The organism is Streptomyces sp. B6B3, assembly GCF_039871525.1.
Taxonomy (GTDB): domain Bacteria; phylum Actinomycetota; class Actinomycetes; order Streptomycetales; family Streptomycetaceae; genus Streptomyces.
Map to the genome: position 1 here is coordinate 311556 of NZ_JBDPLU010000008.1, position 17702 is coordinate 329257.

Genomic DNA, 17702 nt, shown 5'->3' on the forward strand with positions numbered 1-17702 from the left:
CGCGCCGAAAACGGAGTAACCCCACCCGTAACAGCACCCGTTCGCCGGGCAAATGTTCGGGTGGCGCGTCATGCCCGCCCCGGCCTTGGTTACGCTGGCCGAATGACGAGTGCGGAGCAACCCAAGGTCGCTGACCCCGCCGACGGCGCCACCGACGAGGCGCTCGCGGCGGACTCCCGTGAGCGCGCCCGGCGGGCGCTGCTCCAGGTGCCCGAGCTGCGTCGGCTCTGGGAGGCACAGTTCACCGGCGGCGTCGGCGACGCCCTGTCCGTGCTGGTGCTCATCCTGCTGGGCGTCCAGGCGGCGCTCCACGTGCAGCCCGACGGCGACCAGCTGTTCGGCGGCGAGTACCGGGGCGTGGGCCTGGCCGTCGCCTGCGTCATCGGCGTCCGCCTGCTGGCCACCCTGCTGGCCGGCGCCGTGCTGCTCGGCCCGGTCTCCGGCCTGCTGGCCCCCTCCGGGCCGCTGGACCGCCGCTGGACCATGATCGGCGCCGACGGACTGCGCGCGGCCCTGCTGATCGTGGCCCCGCTGTGGATCGACTGGGTGCCCGAGAGCGCGTTCGTCTACCTGCTCCTCACCGTGCTGCTGATCGGCCTGGCCGAACGGGTCTGGGTCGCCGCCCGGGACAGCGTGGCGCCCGCCCTGCTGCCCCCGCCGCCGCCCGAGGGCGCCGCCGTCCGCCCGCTGCCCGACCACCACGAGGCGCTGCGCCGGCTGTGGCAGCGAGGCGCGTTCCTCGCGCTGCCCGCGGCCGCCGCCGTGCTCGTCGCCGTCACCCTGCTGGGGAACCTGCTGGCCACCGGCGTCGACTGGTTCGGCGACCACCAGGCCGCGCTCGCCTCGTACGTCGCCGCCGGCTGCTTCGCCGCCGCGATCTCCGTGCTGTACTTCCTGCCGCTGCCGGCCACCGAGTCCCGCCGCCCGCTCTCCCCGCTGGAGGGCCTGCGCCGCCCGTCCGCCGGCACCGCTCCCGAGAAGGGCCGCACCGGCGCGATCCCGGTGCTGGTGCTCGGCTGCGCCGCGCTCGCGGCCGGCATCGCCGCGGCCGTCGCGCTCGCCGCGCTGCACGCCGGCGACCTGGGCGGCGGCCCGGTCACGTTCGGCCTGCTGGTGCTCGGGCTGACCGGCGGCGTCGCGGGCGGCGTCAGGCTCGCGCCGCGCACGCTGCCCGGACTGTCCCGGCGCCGGCTCTTCGCCCTCACGCTGGCGCTGACCGGGCTCGGGATCTTCGGCGTCGGGCTGATCTCCGACCCGGCCACCGTGCAGTTCACCGCGCTGGCCACCGGCCTGGTGGCCGGCATCGCCGCGCACACCGGGCACACCCTGCTCGACCAGGAGACCGAGGACTTCCGCCGGCCGCGCCTGACCCAGCACCTGCACGCGGTGCTGCGGGTCGCCGTCGCCCTGGCGGCGCTGGCCGCACCGCTGGCCGCCGCGCTCATCGGCCCGCACCGGGTGGACCGCGGCGACTTCACCATCGAGCACGGCGGCGCCGGCTTCACCCTGATGATCACCGGCGTGCTGCTGCTGCCGGTGGCCGCGTTCGTGCTCGGCCGCACCGACGACCGCCGCGGCGTGTCGCTGCGTCAGGACCTGGGCCAGGCGGTGCGAAACATCGAACCGGAGACCGCCCCGGCCGCCACCGGCTTCTTCATCGCCGTCGAGGGCGGCGACGGCGCCGGCAAGTCCACCCAGGTGGAGGCGCTGGCCGAGTGGATCCGCGGCAAGGGCCACGAGGTCGTCGTCACCCGGGAGCCCGGCGCCACGCCCGTGGGCCAGCGGCTGCGCGCCATACTGCTCGACGTCGAGGCCACCGGCCTCTCGCACCACGCCGAGGCGCTGCTCTACGCGGCCGACCGCGCCGAGCACGTGGCCACCGTCATCCGCCCGGCCCTGGAGCGGGGCGCGATCGTCATCTCCGACCGGTACACCGACTCGTCCGTGGCCTACCAGGGCGCCGGACGCGACCTGGCGCCGACCGAGGTGGCCCGGATCTCCCGCTGGGCCACCGACGGCCTGGTGCCGCACCTGACCCTGCTGCTCGACGTCTCGCCGGAGACGGCGCGGGAGCGCTTCACCGAGGCCCCGGACCGGCTGGAGTCGGAGCCCAGCGAGTTCCACCAGCGGGTGCGGGCCGGTTTCCTGGCGCTGGCCGCCGCCGACCCGACCCGTTATCTCGTGATCGACGCCGGCCAGGACCCCGAGTCCGTCACCACCGCCGCCCGGCACCGGCTCGACCAGATGCTGCCGCTCTCCGAGGCCGAGGTGCGCGCCCAGGAGGAGGCGCGCCGCCGGGCCGAGGAGGAGCGCAAGCGGCGCGAGGAGGAGGAACGGAAGCGGCGCGAGGAGGAGGAACGCCGGGAGCGCGAGCGCCAGGCGGAACTGGCCCGGCTGCGCGCCGAGGAGGAGGAGCGCAGGCGCCGCGAGGAGGAAGAGCGCCGGCGCGCCGAGGAGGCGCGTAAGGCCGAGGAGGCGCGGCGTAAGGCCGAGGAGGCCCGCCGGCGCGCCGAGGAGGAGCGGCTGCGCCGCGAGGCCGAGGAACGGGCTCGCCGGGAGGAGCAGGAGCGGCTCCGCCGGGAGGCCGAGGAGGAGGCCCGGCTGCGCGCCCAGGCCGAGGAGCGCCGTCGGGAGAAGCAGCGGAAGGCCGAGGAGGCGCTGCTCCGCGCCGAACAGGCGCGGATGGCGGCGGAGGACCACACGGACACGGTGCAGCTGCCGCAGGTCAAGCAGGGCGAGCCGGCGCCGCCGACGGCGGACGACGAGACGGCGGAGATCCCGATGGGCCACCCGGGCCGTGGCCCCGACGCGGTGGACGAGACCAAGCCGCTGCCGAAGGTGCGCGACGAGGACTCGGGCCCGCCGCCCGCCGAGCCGCGAGGCCGGCGCTCGCGCCCGGAATGGGCCGAGGAGACGCCGCTGGACGACGTGCCGACACTGGCCGACGAGCTCTTGGGCCCGCGCCCCGAGGACGACGAGGACGACGGCCCACCCCGCGGCCGACGCTGAGGGCTTGCCGCCCGGGTTGGGGCTGACCGGCTGAGCCCGACACGAGGCGTCCAGGGCCGGCACCTGGGGCTTGCCGCCCGGGTTGGGGCTGGCCTGCCCCCGCCGGGGTTGGGGCAGCCGCCCCCGGCGCGGCGTCGCCCCGGCCGGCGCGGGCCTCCACCAGGCGTGCCCGGCCGCGACGCCGTGCCAGCGGTGCCTGGCTGTCTGGCCCTCCGCGCCCTCGCGCGCGAAGGATGGCCAGGGACGTCCCGGGGTGGTGGGGCCGGGTACCCGTGCTGGGTGAGCTTCTGTGCCAGCGGTGCCGGCTGTCCAGCCTTGTGCGCCCTCTCGCGCGAGGCGCGGTCAGGGGACGCTCTGGGGTGGTGGGGCTCGATGGGCCCGCCGCGCGCCCGTGCCTCCGTGCCAGCGGTGCCGGCTGTCCGGTCTTGTGCGCCCTCCCGTGCGAGGCGCGGTCAGGGGACGGCCCATGCCACCGGGCGCGCCAATGCACCAGGTGCGGGCGAGCCGGTGCCGGCCAAGGCCCGCCGGTGCCGTGCCGTGCAGCGCTTCGCCGAGGTGTGTCCCGCGCGAAGCGGTGGGCGCGACGCGTGGTCGAGGGCGCGGGCCGGGCGGGCCCGCGTGCCGAGCTGACGGCTCGCGGGACGGTGGCGTTCCGGACGCCGCGCCGGCCCGTCGCGCGGGGTGCGTTCGCCCGTTCGTGCGGTGGCCTTCGCTCGTACGCGCCGCCCGGGGGGCCGTTGATCCGCGGGCGTCGTAGGAAGACAGCGTGAGGAGTGGACCGACACGGAAGTACGCGACGCGCGCGGCGGCCTGGCTGCTGCCCGCCCTCGCGCTGCCGCTGGCGCCGACGCTGCCCGCCGGGCCGGCGTGGGGCGTCCCGTCCGCCGGCTGTGACGCCGGCACCGGCCCGTACCAGCGGGAACTGGAGACCCACCTGGGCCTCGACGTGGACGGCGTGCAGTCCGAGGCGGACTGCGAGGCGATCAGGTCGTTCCAACTGCGCGCCGACGTCGAGCCGGCCGACGGCTACGCGGGCGTCCCGGCCTACCGCGCCATGCTCGTCGTCGAGGTCCGGGAGGACCCCAACGAGCGGGGCGAGTGCCCGGTCGTCGACCACAAGGTGATCTGCGTGGACCTGACCCGCCAGCTGTTGTGGGTGCAGGAGGGCTGGGAGGGACGGGTGATCTTCGACCCGGTGCCGATCCGCGGCGGGCACGACGGGTTGGTCACCGGTGGCGGCTGGCACCGGGTGTACCAGCGCGAGGACGACCATTTCGCGACGATCAGGGACGGGGAGGCGGAGTTCGCGGGCACCTACGAGGAACTGCTGGCGAGCGGCGCCGGCGGCTGCGTCACCCTGCGGGACGAGGACGCGCGGCGGCTGTGGCGGGTGCTGGCCGAGGGCGACTGGGTCTACGTCTTCGGCACCGAACCCGAGCCGCCCACCCAGGCCGAGCTGATCGCCGAGGGCTTCGGGGCCGACGAGATCACGCCTTCCTGGCACCCCGACGATCCGGTCGGCTAGGTCCGGGTCCGGGTCCGGGTCCGGGTCCGGGTCCAGGCGTGGGCGGCCGGCAGCCGTGTCGCCGCCCCGGGCCGGCGAAGGGGGAGTGGCGGCCCGGGGCGGCGGCCCGGGTCAGCAGGAGTCGTCGCCCGCCTCGCGGTCGTCGGGCTCCGTGACGCAGACCCGGTAGGGGCTGGTGGCCGCGCCGGCGGCGTCGTTCGTCAGCTCTCCGGTGTCGTCACCCGCGTCGTCACCCGTGTCGTCGCCGGTGTCGTCACCGTCGCCGCCAGAGATGCCGCTGCCCGGGGCGTCGCGCAGGTTCCGCCGAACCGACGAGTCCCGCATCGAGTCCCGTCCCGCGTCGCGCATCGAGTCGCGCATCGGATCCGCACCGCTCGTGTCGTCCTCCTCGCCCGGGGCGCAGTTGACGGAGCCGACGATGATCTGGCCGGCGTGTTCGCCCGCCGCCTCGTCGAGCATGATGTGCATCGCGTTGACCGTCAGCGAGTCGTTCGGCTGGACGTGCTGCTCGTTGAGGATGATCTGGCCGAGGTCGTTGGGCAGCGGGATGACCGTGCCCGGCTTCGGCGCCTCGTCGAACCGGACGTCGAGCATCCCCGGCACGCTGAGCACCGCGTCGGTGATCGACGTCGAGCCGCTCGGCATCATGCCCGGCACGGCCGCGCAGGCCGCCCGCACCTCGCCGCTGGTGATCGCGGCCACGGCGAGGTCCAGGTCCAGTTCGGCGACGCCGGCGTCGGCCTCCGTCTGCCCGGCGTTCTCGTCGCCGCTCGCGTACGCGCCGACGCCCGTCGCCGTTCCCGCGGTGCCGACCTCCACCGTGTCCAGCCGGTCCTCCTCGGGACCGTCCGGGTGGACGGCGAGCGTCTCCGACTGGATGACCGTCTGGCTGGTGTCCGCGCCGAACTCGGCGTAGAGACCCCGGGCGATGCTGTAGCCGCTCTCGTAGGCCTTCAGCCCGCTCTGCCGCTGCTGCACGTTGTTCTGCTCGGGGGCGGCCTGGGCGGCGCCGGGGACGGCGGCCAGTGCGCCGCCGGCCAGCACCGCGGCGAGGGCCGCCCGCTGCATGAGCATCATGTTGATCATGTGGCAAACATCCCATATGACCGATACGGGCATGGTGGCGTGCCGCGGTCCGCCGCGCCGCGTCCCGTCGAGTTCCACCGAACGGCCCCGCGCCCTCCGGCGGCACCCGGCGGGCCGTCGTTGTCGGTGCCGTGCCGCACAATGGGTCGCACCGTCCGGAAGAGCCGGCGGGGCCACCGGATAACGGGCAACGGGGAACGGGAGGTGCGGCGCGATGGCCGTCTGGGACGACCTCGTCGGGCAGAGCGCCGTCGTGGCGCAGCTGTCCGCCGCCGCGCGCGACGCGGACGCGTACGTGACCGCCGCCGAGCGCGGCGAGCAGCTCGCCGTGGCCGGTTCGGCGATGACCCACGCCTGGCTTTTCACCGGCCCGCCGGGCTCCGGCCGGTCCACCGCCGCCCGGGCCTTCGCCGCCGCGCTCCAGTGCCGCAGCCCGGACCGCGCGCTGGGCGGCCAGCCCGGCTGCGGATTCTGCGAGGGCTGCCACACCGCCCTCGTCGGCACCCACGCCGACGTCGAGGTCGTCCGCACCGAGCTGCTCACCATCGGCGTCAAGGAGACGAGGGAGCTGGTCCGCCGCGCCCAGCTCTCGCCGGCCGGCGGCCGTTGGCAGGCCATCGTCATGGAGGACGCCGACCGTCTCACCGAGGGCGCGGGGAACGTGCTGCTGAAGGCCGTCGAGGAGCCCGCCCCCCGCACCGTGTGGCTGCTGTGCGCGCCGTCCACCGAGGACGTGCTGCCCACCATCCGCTCCCGTTGCCGGCAGCTCGCGCTCCGCACCCCGCCCGTTCCGGCCGTCGCCGACGTCCTGGTGCGCCGCGACGGCATCGAGCCCGACGTCGCGCTGGCCGCGGCCCGGGCCACCCAGGGCCACATAGGGCGTGCCAAGCGGCTGGCCACCGACGAGCGGGCGCGCGCCCGCCGCGCCACCGTGCTGCGGCTGCCCGAGCGGGTCGCCGACGTCGGCGGCTGCCTGCGCGCCGCCCAGGAGCTGGTCGACGCCGCCGCGGAGGACGCCAGGCAGCTCGCCGAGGAGCTGGACGCCAAGGAGACCGAGGAGTTGCGCGCCGCGCTCGGCGCCGCCGAGGGCAAGCGGCTGCCGCGCGGCACCGCGGGCGCCATGAAGGAGCTGGAGGACCGTCAGAAGCGGCGCGCCACCCGCACCCAGCGGGACGCGCTCGACCTGGCGCTCACCGATCTGACCGGCTTCTACCGGGACGTGCTGGCCCGTCAGTTCGGCTCCGAGATCGCTCTGGCGGGGGACGCCGCGAGCGCCGTGGAGCGGGTGGCCGTCGCCTCCAGCCCCGAGCGGACGCTGCTCCGGATGGAGGCCGTTCTCGACTGCCGCGCCGCCCTGGACCGGAACGTCGCGCCGTTGCTCGCGGTGGAGGCCATGACCATGGCCCTGCGCTGATCCAGTGGGCGAACGGCTACGCTCACCCGAGACGCGCACACCCGCACCCCCGGGGGACTCATGCAGCCCGTTCGTTCGATCCGACGCCCCACACGTCGTTCCACCCGCCGCCTCACCCTCGCCCTCTCCGCGGCCGCCCTCGTGGCGGCCTCCGTCTCCGGCTGCGGCTCGGACGACGAGCGCCCGACCGACCGGGATCCCTCGGCGAGCGAGAGCCAGGGTGGTGAGGAGCAGGACGACCGGGCCGTCCCCGACGCCCCGCCGTTGGAGGCCCTCCCGGAGGACATCCCGGCCGACCTCCAGTCGTACTACGACCAGGAGCTCGACTGGGGCAGCTGCTCCGGCGGGGGCGCGGCCGGCTTCGAATGCGCCACGCTGACCGTTCCGCTGGACTACGAGAACCCCGACCAGGCGTCCGACCTGGAGCTGGCCGTCACCCGCTCGGAGGCCACGGGCCCCGGCAGCCGGGCCGGCTCCCTGCTGATGAACCCGGGCGGCCCCGGCGCCTCCGCCGTGGACTTCACGCAGAGCACCGCGTCGTACCTCTTCCCGCCCGAGATCCTCGCCACCTACGACATGGTCGCCTTCGACGCCCGCGGCACCGGGGCGAGTCACCCGATAGAGTGCCTGTCAGGGCCGGAGATGGACGAGCACACCGAGACCGACCGCACCCCCGACGACTCCCGCGAGATCGACGCGCTGCAGGCCGCCATGGAGGAGTTCGGCGAGGGCTGCCAGGAGAGCGCGGGCGAGCTGCTGGAACACATCTCCACGGTCGAGGCCGCGCGCGACATGGACGTGCTGCGCGCCGCGCTCGGCGACGAGCAGCTCACCTACGTCGGCTTCTCCTACGGCACCAAGCTCGGCTCGTACTACGCGGGGCTGTTCCCGCAGCGCGTCGGCCGGCTGGTGCTGGACGCCGCCATCGACCCGCGGCTGCCCACCGTCGACACCGACCGCGAGCAGGCGGGCGGCTTCGAGACGGCCTTCCGCTCGTTCGCCGAGGACTGCTCGGGACACGCCGACTGCCCGCTGGGCACGGAGGGCGCCGACGCGGCGTCCGAGGCGCTGAGCCAGCTCTTCGCCGACGTGGACGCCGAACCGCTGCCGACCGGCGACGGCGAGCGCCCGTTGACCGAGTCCCTGGCCAGCACCGGCGTGGCCCAGGCGCTGTACTCCGAGTCGCTGTGGCCGCAGCTGCGCGACGCCCTGACCGCCGCGCAGAACGGCGACGGCGCGGGTCTGCTGGAGCTTGCCGACTCGTACAACGAGCGTGGTACGGACGGCAGTTACGGCACCATCATGTTCGCCTTCCCGTCCATCAGCTGCCTGGACAGCCCGGCCGGCACCGGGACCCCGCAGGAGGTGCAGGACGTCGTCGACGAGTACGAGGAGGCGTCCCCGACCTTCGGCGCGGACTTCGCCTGGGCCACCCTGCAGTGCGGCGTCTGGCCGGTCGAGCCCTCCGGACACCCGGTGACCATCGAGGCGGCCGGCGCGCAGGACATCCTGGTCGTCGGCACCCTCCGCGACCCGGCCACCCCGTACGAGTGGGCCGAGGGCCTGGCCGACCAGCTCGAGTCCGGCATCCTCCTCACCAACGACGGCGACGGCCACGGCGCCTACGCGATGGGCAACTCCTGCATCGACGACGCGGTCAACGCCTACCTCCTCAACGGCACCAGCCCGGAGGACGGCACCAGCTGCTGAACCCACACGCGCCACGGCCCCTGACCCGCACCCGCGGGGCAGGGGCCGTGGCGCCTGGTCCCCTCAGTCCTCTCCCGGGTCGATCGGGTCGATCCGGGTCGGTCCCGGCCACGTGTGTCCAGCCGCTGCCGAACCTCATGACGGAGACGCCGTCGGGGCAGGCGGCGCACAGCGCGCCCACCGGCTCCCGCACCCTGAGCTCCTCGCCGGGAGGCGCCGCGTGCCCGCCCCCGCACACGAAGGCGGCCCAGGGTCGGCGAGAGCCGACCTGGGCCGCCTTCTCAGTCCTGCGCGTGGACCCGTCGGGTCACATCGACGCGGCGCTCTCGTCGGCGAGGTACTCCTGCTCCGTGCCGTCGTCCCAGGTGACGATCAGGGCGTCGCCCTCGATCTCCAGCGTGGCGGTCATCGAGGTCCACTCGACCTCGCCGTAGACGGTGCACTCCGTCAGCTCCATGGAGCCCTCGGTCACCGTGCCGTAGCAGAGGTCGCCCTCCGCGACCCAGTCCTCGGCGAAGAAAACCTCGCCGTTCGTGAAGTCCAGGGTCGCGTCCTCCAACTCGGGGCCCGTGTACCAGTGTCCCTCGAGCTCCTCGACAGTGGCGGGGGTCCGCTCGTCGCCACCCACGAGGTCCTCCAGCTCGTCCCACGGGATGAGACCTCCCAGATCCTCGGGAAAGAGGTCCTCCAGGTCCTGGGGCGTGACGTTCCCCGGCAGGCTCTGCGGCTCGATCTCGGACACGTTCTCCGGCTTCGGGCCCTCCGAGGCGATGTTCTCCGACCCGCCGCCCTGTTCCTCACCGCCCTGTCCGGCGCCCTCGCTCGCCCCGTCACCCGCGGGTGCCGCTTCCTCGTCCCCGTTGCAAGCCGTCAGCACCAGCGCCGCCGCGACCGCCACGGCCGGCAGCGCGGCCCGTATCCCCCTACGCATGACTTCCACTCCTGTCCTTGAGCACTGGATGAGAGGAGGTTAGCTTCGGCCTCCCGGCCCCTGGTTCGGCTGTTACGGCCCTGTTCCGTCCGCGTGCGGAACGGGTACACACGTCACCGGCAGGTGGCCGTGCCGAGACGACGAGCAGCCCCCGCCGATGGCGGCGAGGGCTGCTGCCGGGAGTGGCTCCGGGCGAAGTCCGGATCGGCCGTGAGGACGCTCACGAGCGGACGGGTGGTCCGTCACCCGTCGTGCTCCGGGCGCGTGCGCCGTTCTGGGCTCGACTGACGGCGCCGCGCCACAACCTCCGTTCCTCCACCTCGAACAGCGCGGCGCGGGCGTCGGCGTAGGCCCGGGCCGGCGGAGGGCCGGCCCGGGCCGTCGTGGTTCGCCCGGCGGGGTTCGGCGCCGCCCGGAGGAGGCGGTGCCGCGGGACGACCTACGCGCCGTCGTCGGTGGCCCGGGTGGGGGCCTCCGCGGACGGCAGGGCGGACAGCCTCGGCAGCAGCTGGGCGGTGAGGAGCGTGGCGAGGGCGGAGGTGTCGCCGCCCGCGCCGTCCGTGCGGACCACCACCGGCCGCGGGGCCTTCCCGGCCAGCGTGGCGCCGACCTCCAGCCGACGGCGCGCCAACTCGTACTGGAGCACGGCGCGGTTGTCCCGGTACGCCTGCGCGAGGCGCCGCTGGGCGCGGGCCTCGTTCTCCGCCGCGATGAGCCCGCTGCGGCCGCGCGTCTCGATCTCGAACCGCACCCGCTGCGCGTTGGTCTCCTGCTGCTCCAGGAGCTGGGCGACCTCCTCGCGGGCCCGGTTCAGCGCCGCCTTCACCTCGACGATGCGCGCGTCCCTGACCTTCTTGGCTCGTTCGATGTCCATCTGGAGGCTGTCGACGCGTCGCTTGCGGGTCAGGCCCCACTCCTGGTCGTAGGCGGCGCGTTCCTTCGCGACGCGTTCCCGGGTGGCGAGGTGCTGCTGGTACTGGGCCGGCAGCTGCACGTCCGGAATGTTGCTCCCGGTGATGCGCACGCCGTAGCGGGACAGCTGGTGGTTGAGCAGTTCCTGCATGTCGGCCACGTCCGAGCCCCGCAGGTCGTAGGCGCGCTCCGTCTGCACCTTCCTGGCGCGCTGCCGGATGGCGTCCTGCACGGCGCTGGAGAGCACGATGTCGAAGTTGCCCGCGCCGATGATGCGCACGAACAGCACCGGCTCGATGATGCGGAACTTCAGGAAGAACTCGATCGACCGCAGCGGCACGTTCTCCCGGGTCGGGCAGGCCATCACGGGGGCCGAATACGGGATCTCGGTGGAGGTGTCCACGACGAAGTCCACGCGCGACCACGGGTGCCACAGGTAGTGCCGGCCGGGATCCAGGGTCCGGGTCACAGCCCCGTAGCGGGTGAGGACGCCGTTGGTGCCCTGCTCGATCTCCACGATGGAGGAACGCCACCACCACAGCGCGCCGACCAGCAGCAGAAGCCCGCCGAAACCGTAGGCGAGCCCCGCCAGAGCGTCGTAGGCGATGTCGGATGCCTCAGATGTCGACGCCTCGTCCGCGCCCCGGACCGTCGCCATCACGCCGGTCAGCACGGCGAACACGCCGAGCCACAGCGGCACCATCCACCACAGCCTGCGACGATGGCGGGGAATGATCACGGGGACCAGGGTGCCCGCCTCGCCGCCGCGCAGCAGTTGGGCGACGTCGCTCCAGGGCGCGACCGCCTCCGATATGACCGACCTGCGCTTCGTGGACACGGCGCTCACCTCTCGACTCCCTCGGTCTCGTCGGTGCCCTCGGCACGCAGCGCGGCCGCCGCCACGACGGTTCGCGGTTCGGCGTCGAGCAGGGCGTCGATCTCCTGCTGGCGCTCGGCGATACGGTCCGACACCTCCCGCAACCGGGCGCGGACGGCGGCCATGTCGGTGTCCGTGAACAGCTCCGCGCCACGCTCACCGACGAGTTCCCTGGCCAACTGAAGGAAGTCGACCCCGGCGCCGTCGTCGCCGTCGGAGCCGCCGATCCGTACCAGCCTCGGCAGGTGGTCGGCCGCCCGCTCCAACGTGTCCAGGATCTGCTGCTGGTAGCGGTACTCCAGGATCTCCGGGGCCTCGGCGGCGGTCACCGCCCGAATGTCGAGAGCCTGGGCCTCCAGAAGCGCCGCGTTGGCCTTGGCCTCCGACTCGGCCTGCACATAACGCTGCCGGGCCAGGGCCTCGGCCCGGTTGGTCTCCCGCTCCACCGCCGTGTCCATCTGCGCCTGGTACTGGGCGATGTCGGCCTGGATGGCGGACAGGGTCTCCTGGCGGGACGCCAGCTCCTTGCTCAGGTCACCCTCGTCCTGCTCCTTGCGCAGCTGAAGGGCGTACTCGTGGCTGTAGGCCTCCTTGGCGACCCGCACCATCTCGGGCGCGGCCAGGTCCATCCGGTAGCCGCGGTCAGCGGGCTCGGCGTGGGTGATGTTGGCGTTGGTCAGCTCCACGGCCGGTTCGAACTGCGCGTTGAGCTGATCGAGCAGGCGGCCGGTGTCCTCGCCGACCATGTCGTAGATGTCGGCGGCCTCCTGTTCGTAGATGAGGCTGCGGATCGTCTCGCTGACCGCGTTGCTCAACTTCTCCTCGAAGCCGCGCACCGCGCCCAGCGTGTAGACGAACTCCACCGGGTCGGTGATCCGGAACTGGATGAACAGGTCGATGGACGCCTTCACGCCCCCCTTGGTGGGGGCCTCGCGCACCGGCGCGTTGAACGGGTACTCGCGGGTGGTGTTGATGATGTAGGACACCCGCTTCCACGGGTTCAGCAGGACCACGCGGCCGGGGCCGACCACCTGCTCCAGCTTCCCGAAGCGCGTGATCAGCGCGGCGCAGCCGTCGGGCACCATCACCATGCCCTGCCGCCACCAGACGAAGACCACGGCCAGCAGGGCGAGCGCCCAACTGTGAGCTCCGAACAGCGGGTTCGTCACCACGTCCGAGGACGCCGCCCCCACGGCGAGCGTTCCCACCGCGACCGCCGCGAGCAGCATCAGCACCGGCAGCATGCTCAGGAACGAACGCCCGCGCGGCAGGACCATCGGGCAGATGGCGTGCACCGCCCGACCACCGTCCCGCCGCTGGTCGCTGCGGTTGAGTGCCTCCCCCGCCTCGTCCAGCGGCACGGCCTGCTGCTCCATGACGGTCTCGATGCTGCCGCCCTGCTCCCGCGCCGGCGGGAAGTCGGCGGGGTCCATCGTGCCGTCCCCGCCCGTGACCTCGCCTCCGGCCTCGCGCTCCGGACCGGGTTCCCCCGACGCCCCGGCGTCACCGCTCCCGCCGCGCCCCCCACGCAGCCGTTGCTCCGCCATCGCCCGCGGATCGGCCCCGCCGGCCACCTCCCGCGCCACTCTGCGTAGGCTCTCTGCTCGCGACATGCTTCCCCCTCCTCGCGTCGTGCGTGAATGCCTGTTCGGCCATCCCACACCAACCGCGTCACCGGGGGACGGTTCCGTGGGGGATCGTTACACCGTTACAACGGCGAACGGTCGCGCGGGCTCCGAAGGCAGAGCAGAGGGCCCCGGCCGTGGACCACGGGGCGGCGCACGGGCGGGGCTGGGGATTCTCGGGCGAGGCTACGCGTCGTCTGAGGGCTTGGGGGCGGGTGGGCGTGGGGCCTCGGGGGGCATCGGGCCTCCGTCGTGCTTACCGGCGTCCATGCTCGGGTGCGCGAACGGCACGCCGCGCCAGCCGTCAGCGTCGGGCGTACGGGACTCGTACGTCTCGACGGCCAGTTCGGTCATGAAGGGGCTTCTCCTTCTCTCGTCGTTGTTGGGAACCCACCGCTGGTTGGGTGGGAGTCAGGCGGCCACGGCGGCGGCAGGCGTCGCCGGCGGCTCTCGGTCGTGGACCAGCAGCTCGAACCACATGCTCTTGCCGCCAGGACCCCACGGCCCGTCATCGATGGCGCAGCCGCCCCACCGGTCGGCCAGGGCCTCCAGCAGGAAAAGCCCTCTGCCGCCGTCGGAGTCGGACGCCGGGTCGGTGCCGGGAGGGCCGGGCAGCTTCGGGCTCGCGTCCCAGACGGTGACGCGGAGCGCCGGGTGAAGCCAGGCGAGGGTTACGGAGGCGGGCCCGGAGGTGTGGCGCAGCGAGTTGGTCGTCAGCTCCGAGGCCAGCACCTCGGCCCGCTCGGCGAGTTCGCCGAGCCCGTGGCAGGCCAGCACGGCACGCAACGTCACCCGCGCGATCCTCGGCCCGCGCGGATCACGGGGGAGCCGGAGCTCGTAGGACCAGTTCTCGGTGAACGGGATGGGGGCCGGGTCTCGGCACATGTGCACCTCCTGCGACGCGTGGACCTCCGGGCGAAGCCCGGTGACGTCCTGGAGAGACTAGACCGATCCGACTCACATGTGAGTCAATCTCCACGAAAGAGTGAGTTGATGACTGACTCACTAGACTGTGCGCTGACGTGCTGCCAGACCGGCGGCGCCGGGAAGCGAGGCGAGATGGCCCAGCGAAGCGTGCCGACGGGTCGTCAGCGGCGACTGGCGACCGAGATGCGACGCATGCGCGAGCACGCTGATGTCTCGGTGCAGGAAGCCGCCAGGATGCTCGGCGCGGATCGCACGATGGTTTCGAACATCGAAGCGGGACGCACGGGCGTCAGCGAGGAGCGCGTGCGGCAGCTCGCCTGTCTCTACCAGTGCCCCGACCAGAAGCTTGTGGATGCCCTCGCGGAGATGGTCTCAGCGAGGAAGACCAAGTACTGGTGGGACGAGTACCGAGGAAAGCTGCCTGATGGCTTCCTGGACGTCTCCGAGGTGGAACATCACGCGACGGCTATCCGGACGGCGCAGACGGTCCACCTTCCCGGACTCTTCCAGACCGAGGAACACGCCCGAGCCCTCTTCGACCTCGTGGTGCCGGAGCTGCCACGCCTGCAGGTCGAGTTGGGCGTCGCTCACCGCCTCGGCCGCCAGCGCGTCCTGGAGGGTGACGGAGCCCGTCCCTACGTCGGCATCATCCACGAGGCCGCCCTGCGGATGCGGTTCGGCGGTCGGGATGTGGCACGTAGGCAACTGGAGCGCCTGGTCGAGGCGTCTCATCGTGACAACGTCACTCTCCTGGTCATCCCCTTCAGCGCGGGCAGTTTCCATGGTGCCGGGCAGTCCGTGCTGTACGCCGAAGGCCCGGTGCCACAGCTCGACACCGTGCAACTGGACACGGCCTACGGCGCTCACTTCGTGGATGCCCCCACCCCGCTGGCCAACTACCGCACCCTGCTGGGCCTGATGGAACGCTCCGCGCTGTCCGCCGCAGAATCGCGGCAACTCATCCGATCGATCGCACGCGAGGTGTGAGGCTATGGAGAACGGGAAGCTCGGCTGGCGGCGTTCGTCGTTCTGCGGTGGTGGCGGCAACAACTGCGTCGAGGTCGCCGCCACGGCTGACCAAGGCGTCCTGATTCGCGAGAGCGAGGAGCCCGACCGGATCATCGCGGCGGATGGTGCGACGTTCGGTGCGCTCATATCCGCGGTCAAGGCTGGCCGAGTTCCACTCGCTGCCAGGGGCCGTACGGGCCGCCCGTCAGCAGTCCGCGGAGGTCGTTGAGGACCTCCTCCGGCTGGTCCCTGACCATCGCCGGGGTCGCGGCCAGGACCATCAGGCCGGTGCGGGTGATCCGGTTCCGGCGCGCCATCGTTCGCTGGTGTTCGGCGAGTCCGAGGTGGTAGCGCAGCGAGTCCACCTCGAACAACACCCCGTGCCGTGGCCAGTACGCGTCCGGGTCGGCGAGCCACTCGCCGTCCAGCAGCAGCCGCGCGTTCCACACGGGGGTCGGCAGCCCCTCCGCGCCGTCGATCAGTCGCCGGGCCCGGGCCTCCGCCGGGGACCGGACGCCGACCCGTAGATCGGCCACCGCGTCCCGTACCCACGCGCGGCCGGTCAGACGCTCCGCGCGGAGCTCCGCAGCCATCGCCTCGGGCGCCACGCGGCCGTTCTGCACCACCTCGTACAGCGCGCCCTCCGCCTCGGGCGCCCCCCGCCGTACGGCGTCGGCCACGGCGCGGGCCGGCGGAGCGGTGGGCAGGCGGGGGTCGATCCACCGCGGCGGGTGCGGCAGCCGCCGGGTGCGCAGCACCCGAACCGAACCTCGCGACGGGACGTTGCGATGCGCGGGCACCAGTACGTCGATCTCGCGAACGTCCTCGGGTGAGGGCGCCGCGTGCAGGCGGTGCAGGGCGAGGGCGGCGGTGCCGGTGATCAGTGCCCCGGGCCAGCGGCCGCTGGCCGGATCGTCGCGGCCAGCCGCGTACAGCAGGGCGGCCCAGTACCGCTGCGCCACGCTGAGCGGGCCGTTGTGCAGCACCACGACGCGGGGGTAGGGGTTCTGCCACGGCCCGCCGGGAGAACAGCGGCGCCAGAGCGTGCTGTTGGGGACGTCGAGCGCGGTGAGTTGCGACGCGGTCAGTACCTGCTGCTGCCGCCGGGCGAGACCGCGCAGCCGCCGGTTGTCGAGTCGGACCATGCCGCCGCCATCCCCACCGTGGCGAACGGAGACACTTTCTGTGACGGTGCTGTCGCAGAGGGGTTACTTCGTGCGCGAGGAGTCCCGTTCACCGGGACTGTACGCGCACGATGTGCCAGTGTCCCGGACTGGTTTCGAAGGGTGCTTGAACCGCGGAGATGCCGGAGAAGACCGCGGGCCCCTGTCCGCCGATGACAGCTACGGCAACAGCGCCGCCAACCTCTCCCCGGTCTCCCTGGACTCCGGCATGGTCTTCGGCGACGGTCACGACCTCCAACTCGCCACCATGGCCGGCAACGCGGCCGACGGGTTCACGCGCGACCCTCCGGATCGCCGTCTGAGCGCGAGGGCGGCCCGCGGCCGAACCGGACGAGACGCGGCAGAAGCGGAGAAATCGCAGGTCAGAATAGGGAGGCAAGCCGGTTCCCAGCGCCATGTAGACTAACCACGGCCCTTCGGGAGCCATGTTGCCGCCTTAGCTCAGTCGGCCAGAGCGACGCACTCGTAATGCGTAGGTCAAGGGTTCGATTCCCTTAGGCGGCTCCAGTCAGGCCCAGGTCAGTATTTCGCTGACCTGGGCCATTGTTCTTCTGCGATCTGTGGGCGCCTCCCTGTTGTCCCTCCCGGGCCACTCGGGGGAGAGCCGTCGGTGGACAACCGTGCATGAGCAGTGCACCGGGGTGGCCAGTGGCGCGATGAGAGGCAGACGACGGCATTGCGGAAAACCGGACGATTCATCTTTGCCGTCCTCGAACATGCGTGTCGAGGCCTTGAAGCCGGTGACGACCGCGGGGTTATCCGGTCGTCGTCCAGGCCGAGGAAGCCGGGATCGCCAGGGCGCCGTTACCCGGGGGCGCGGTAGCGGGGGAGTTCGCCCGCGGTCGACTCGGTGACCGGGGCATAGCCCTCGGCGCGGGTGCGGCGAGCGGGGGCGAGTTCGGCGGGCAGGGCCGGGTCATGGCCGTGGAGGACGCGGCGTATCGAGGCGACGCGCGTCGGCCGTGGCGGCGCCCCGGCGTCCTGGGCGCGGCGGATGGAGGCGAGAGGCGATCGGACAGGGGGAAGACCCCGCTGGAGCGCGGGGTCTTCCGCCGGGCGAGTGCCGCTGTCTGCTACCGGCCAGACGATGCGCCGGTGAGGCAGTCGATCAGTGCGGCCTCGGGCGCGATGGGCGCACCGGCCGCGTCCACGAGGCAGCCGGCCACCAGGACGGGGTCGATCTCGGTGACCGATTCGAGCGTGATCGTGATGGTGGAGTCGATGGGCTTCTCCTCGGGCTGTTCGGCCGCGGTCGCGGTGGCTGCGCCACCGAAGGTCACAGCGAGGGTCAGCGCGGCCAGAGGCAGGGCGGATCGAAGGCTCACGACGAGGTCCCCCTTGAAGGAATGGGAGGCAGATGAAATGACTGGCTGACCATATGAGCACGGCATGGTCGGGGTGGCGGCTCGGCGCCTTTCTCACTCGAAGGGGTTAAGTGATCAGAGGATCGGTTTGGCCTTCACACGCGGGAGTCGTGATGATTCGGGAGAGCTG

Annotated in this window: 14 protein-coding genes and 1 tRNA gene; 7 read left to right on the forward strand and 8 right to left on the reverse strand. The window is 73.1% G+C overall.

Annotation, left to right across the window (positions count from 1 at the left end):
* Nucleotides 1–102 precede the first annotated feature (102 nt).
* Nucleotides 103–3009: a dTMP kinase gene (gene tmk, locus ABGB06_RS19360; protein WP_347590996.1), complete on the forward strand. Its 2907-nt coding sequence runs from the start codon at nucleotides 103–105 to the stop codon at nucleotides 3007–3009.
* Nucleotides 3010–3775: 766 nt separating this feature from the next.
* Nucleotides 3776–4534, forward strand: a complete 759-nt coding sequence (locus tag ABGB06_RS19365) for a murein L,D-transpeptidase (protein ID WP_347590998.1) — start codon at nucleotides 3776–3778, stop codon at nucleotides 4532–4534.
* 111 nt (nucleotides 4535–4645) lie between these two features.
* Here the strand turns inward: ABGB06_RS19365 and ABGB06_RS19370 are convergent, their stop codons facing one another.
* Complete coding sequence (locus ABGB06_RS19370) at nucleotides 4646–5620, reverse strand: choice-of-anchor P family protein (RefSeq protein WP_347591000.1); 975 nt, start codon at nucleotides 5618–5620, stop codon at nucleotides 4646–4648.
* Between the two features lie 214 nt (nucleotides 5621–5834).
* Between ABGB06_RS19370 and ABGB06_RS19375 the strand changes: the two genes are divergently transcribed.
* Both ABGB06_RS19375 and ABGB06_RS19380 read left to right on the forward strand, forming a co-directional pair.
* The gene (locus ABGB06_RS19375; protein ID WP_347591002.1) at nucleotides 5835–7034 is read left to right on the forward strand and encodes a DNA polymerase III subunit delta'; all 1200 of its coding nucleotides are present in this window, start codon (nucleotides 5835–5837) and stop codon (nucleotides 7032–7034) included.
* 60 nt (nucleotides 7035–7094) lie between these two features.
* Nucleotides 7095–8744, forward strand: a complete 1650-nt coding sequence (locus ABGB06_RS19380) for an alpha/beta hydrolase (protein ID WP_347591004.1) — start codon at nucleotides 7095–7097, stop codon at nucleotides 8742–8744.
* A gap of 307 nt (nucleotides 8745–9051) precedes the next feature.
* Here the strand turns inward: ABGB06_RS19380 and ABGB06_RS19385 are convergent, their stop codons facing one another.
* From ABGB06_RS19385 to ABGB06_RS19405, 5 genes are all read right to left on the reverse strand, one after another.
* The gene (locus ABGB06_RS19385) at nucleotides 9052–9675 is read right to left on the reverse strand and encodes a hypothetical protein (protein WP_347591006.1); all 624 of its coding nucleotides are present in this window, start codon (nucleotides 9673–9675) and stop codon (nucleotides 9052–9054) included.
* A gap of 439 nt (nucleotides 9676–10114) precedes the next feature.
* Complete coding sequence (locus ABGB06_RS19390; RefSeq protein WP_347591008.1) at nucleotides 10115–11434, reverse strand: SPFH domain-containing protein; 1320 nt, start codon at nucleotides 11432–11434, stop codon at nucleotides 10115–10117.
* Nucleotides 11431–13077: an SPFH domain-containing protein gene (locus ABGB06_RS19395; RefSeq protein ID WP_347591010.1), complete on the reverse strand. Its 1647-nt coding sequence runs from the start codon at nucleotides 13075–13077 to the stop codon at nucleotides 11431–11433. Before ABGB06_RS19395 ends, ABGB06_RS19390 begins: the two co-directional genes overlap by 4 nt.
* A 198-nt stretch (nucleotides 13078–13275) precedes the next feature.
* Entirely contained in the window at nucleotides 13276–13443 is a 168-nt protein-coding gene (locus ABGB06_RS19400) for a hypothetical protein (RefSeq protein WP_347591012.1), read from the reverse strand.
* Between the two features lie 57 nt (nucleotides 13444–13500).
* The gene (locus tag ABGB06_RS19405) at nucleotides 13501–13974 is read right to left on the reverse strand and encodes an ATP-binding protein (RefSeq protein ID WP_347591014.1); all 474 of its coding nucleotides are present in this window, start codon (nucleotides 13972–13974) and stop codon (nucleotides 13501–13503) included.
* 174 nt (nucleotides 13975–14148) lie between these two features.
* Here ABGB06_RS19405 and ABGB06_RS19410 point away from each other — a divergent pair, with 174 nt between their 5' ends.
* Together ABGB06_RS19410 and ABGB06_RS19415 are read left to right on the forward strand one after the other, a co-directional pair.
* Nucleotides 14149–15003 (forward strand): helix-turn-helix transcriptional regulator, encoded by an 855-nt coding sequence (locus ABGB06_RS19410; protein WP_347591016.1) that lies wholly within the window; start codon nucleotides 14149–14151, stop codon nucleotides 15001–15003.
* Nucleotides 15004–15007: 4 nt separating this feature from the next.
* Nucleotides 15008–15253, forward strand: coding sequence for a DUF397 domain-containing protein (locus ABGB06_RS19415; RefSeq protein ID WP_347591018.1), 246 nt, complete (start codon nucleotides 15008–15010; stop codon nucleotides 15251–15253).
* Here ABGB06_RS19415 and ABGB06_RS19420 read toward each other — a convergent pair.
* Nucleotides 15180–16169 (reverse strand): hypothetical protein, encoded by a 990-nt coding sequence (locus ABGB06_RS19420; RefSeq protein WP_347591020.1) that lies wholly within the window; start codon nucleotides 16167–16169, stop codon nucleotides 15180–15182. The two genes, ABGB06_RS19415 and ABGB06_RS19420, sit on opposite strands and share 74 nt — an antisense overlap.
* 469 nt (nucleotides 16170–16638) lie before the next feature.
* Between ABGB06_RS19420 and ABGB06_RS19425 the strand changes: the two genes are divergently transcribed.
* A tRNA-Thr gene (locus tag ABGB06_RS19425) sits at nucleotides 16639–16715 on the forward strand.
* A 566-nt stretch (nucleotides 16716–17281) separates the two neighbouring features.
* On the opposite strand, the gene ABGB06_RS19430 is transcribed toward ABGB06_RS19425, so the two are convergent.
* A complete protein-coding gene (locus tag ABGB06_RS19430; protein ID WP_347591022.1) occupies nucleotides 17282–17533 on the reverse strand; it encodes a hypothetical protein in 252 nt (83 codons plus the stop codon).
* Nucleotides 17534–17702 lie beyond the last annotated feature (169 nt).

What these genes read in the sequence shown, in the direction of transcription:
- ABGB06_RS19405 (WP_347591014.1), bottom strand. Translation starts at nt 13,974, where the DNA reads ATGTGCCGAGACCCGGCCCCCATCCCGTTCACCGAGAACTGGTCCTAC.
- ABGB06_RS19375 (WP_347591002.1), top strand. Translation starts at nt 5,835, where the DNA reads ATGGCCGTCTGGGACGACCTCGTCGGGCAGAGCGCCGTCGTGGCGCAG.
- ABGB06_RS19410 (WP_347591016.1), top strand. Translation starts at nt 14,149, where the DNA reads ATGGCCCAGCGAAGCGTGCCGACGGGTCGTCAGCGGCGACTGGCGACC.
- ABGB06_RS19415 (WP_347591018.1), top strand. Translation starts at nt 15,008, where the DNA reads ATGGAGAACGGGAAGCTCGGCTGGCGGCGTTCGTCGTTCTGCGGTGGT.
- ABGB06_RS19420 (WP_347591020.1), bottom strand. Translation starts at nt 16,169, where the DNA reads ATGGTCCGACTCGACAACCGGCGGCTGCGCGGTCTCGCCCGGCGGCAG.
- tmk (WP_347590996.1), top strand. Translation starts at nt 103, where the DNA reads ATGACGAGTGCGGAGCAACCCAAGGTCGCTGACCCCGCCGACGGCGCC.
- ABGB06_RS19385 (WP_347591006.1), bottom strand. Translation starts at nt 9,675, where the DNA reads ATGCGTAGGGGGATACGGGCCGCGCTGCCGGCCGTGGCGGTCGCGGCG.
- ABGB06_RS19400 (WP_347591012.1), bottom strand. Translation starts at nt 13,443, where the DNA reads ATGACCGAACTGGCCGTCGAGACGTACGAGTCCCGTACGCCCGACGCT.
- ABGB06_RS19395 (WP_347591010.1), bottom strand. Translation starts at nt 13,077, where the DNA reads ATGTCGCGAGCAGAGAGCCTACGCAGAGTGGCGCGGGAGGTGGCCGGC.
- ABGB06_RS19380 (WP_347591004.1), top strand. Translation starts at nt 7,095, where the DNA reads ATGCAGCCCGTTCGTTCGATCCGACGCCCCACACGTCGTTCCACCCGC.
- ABGB06_RS19370 (WP_347591000.1), bottom strand. Translation starts at nt 5,620, where the DNA reads ATGATCAACATGATGCTCATGCAGCGGGCGGCCCTCGCCGCGGTGCTG.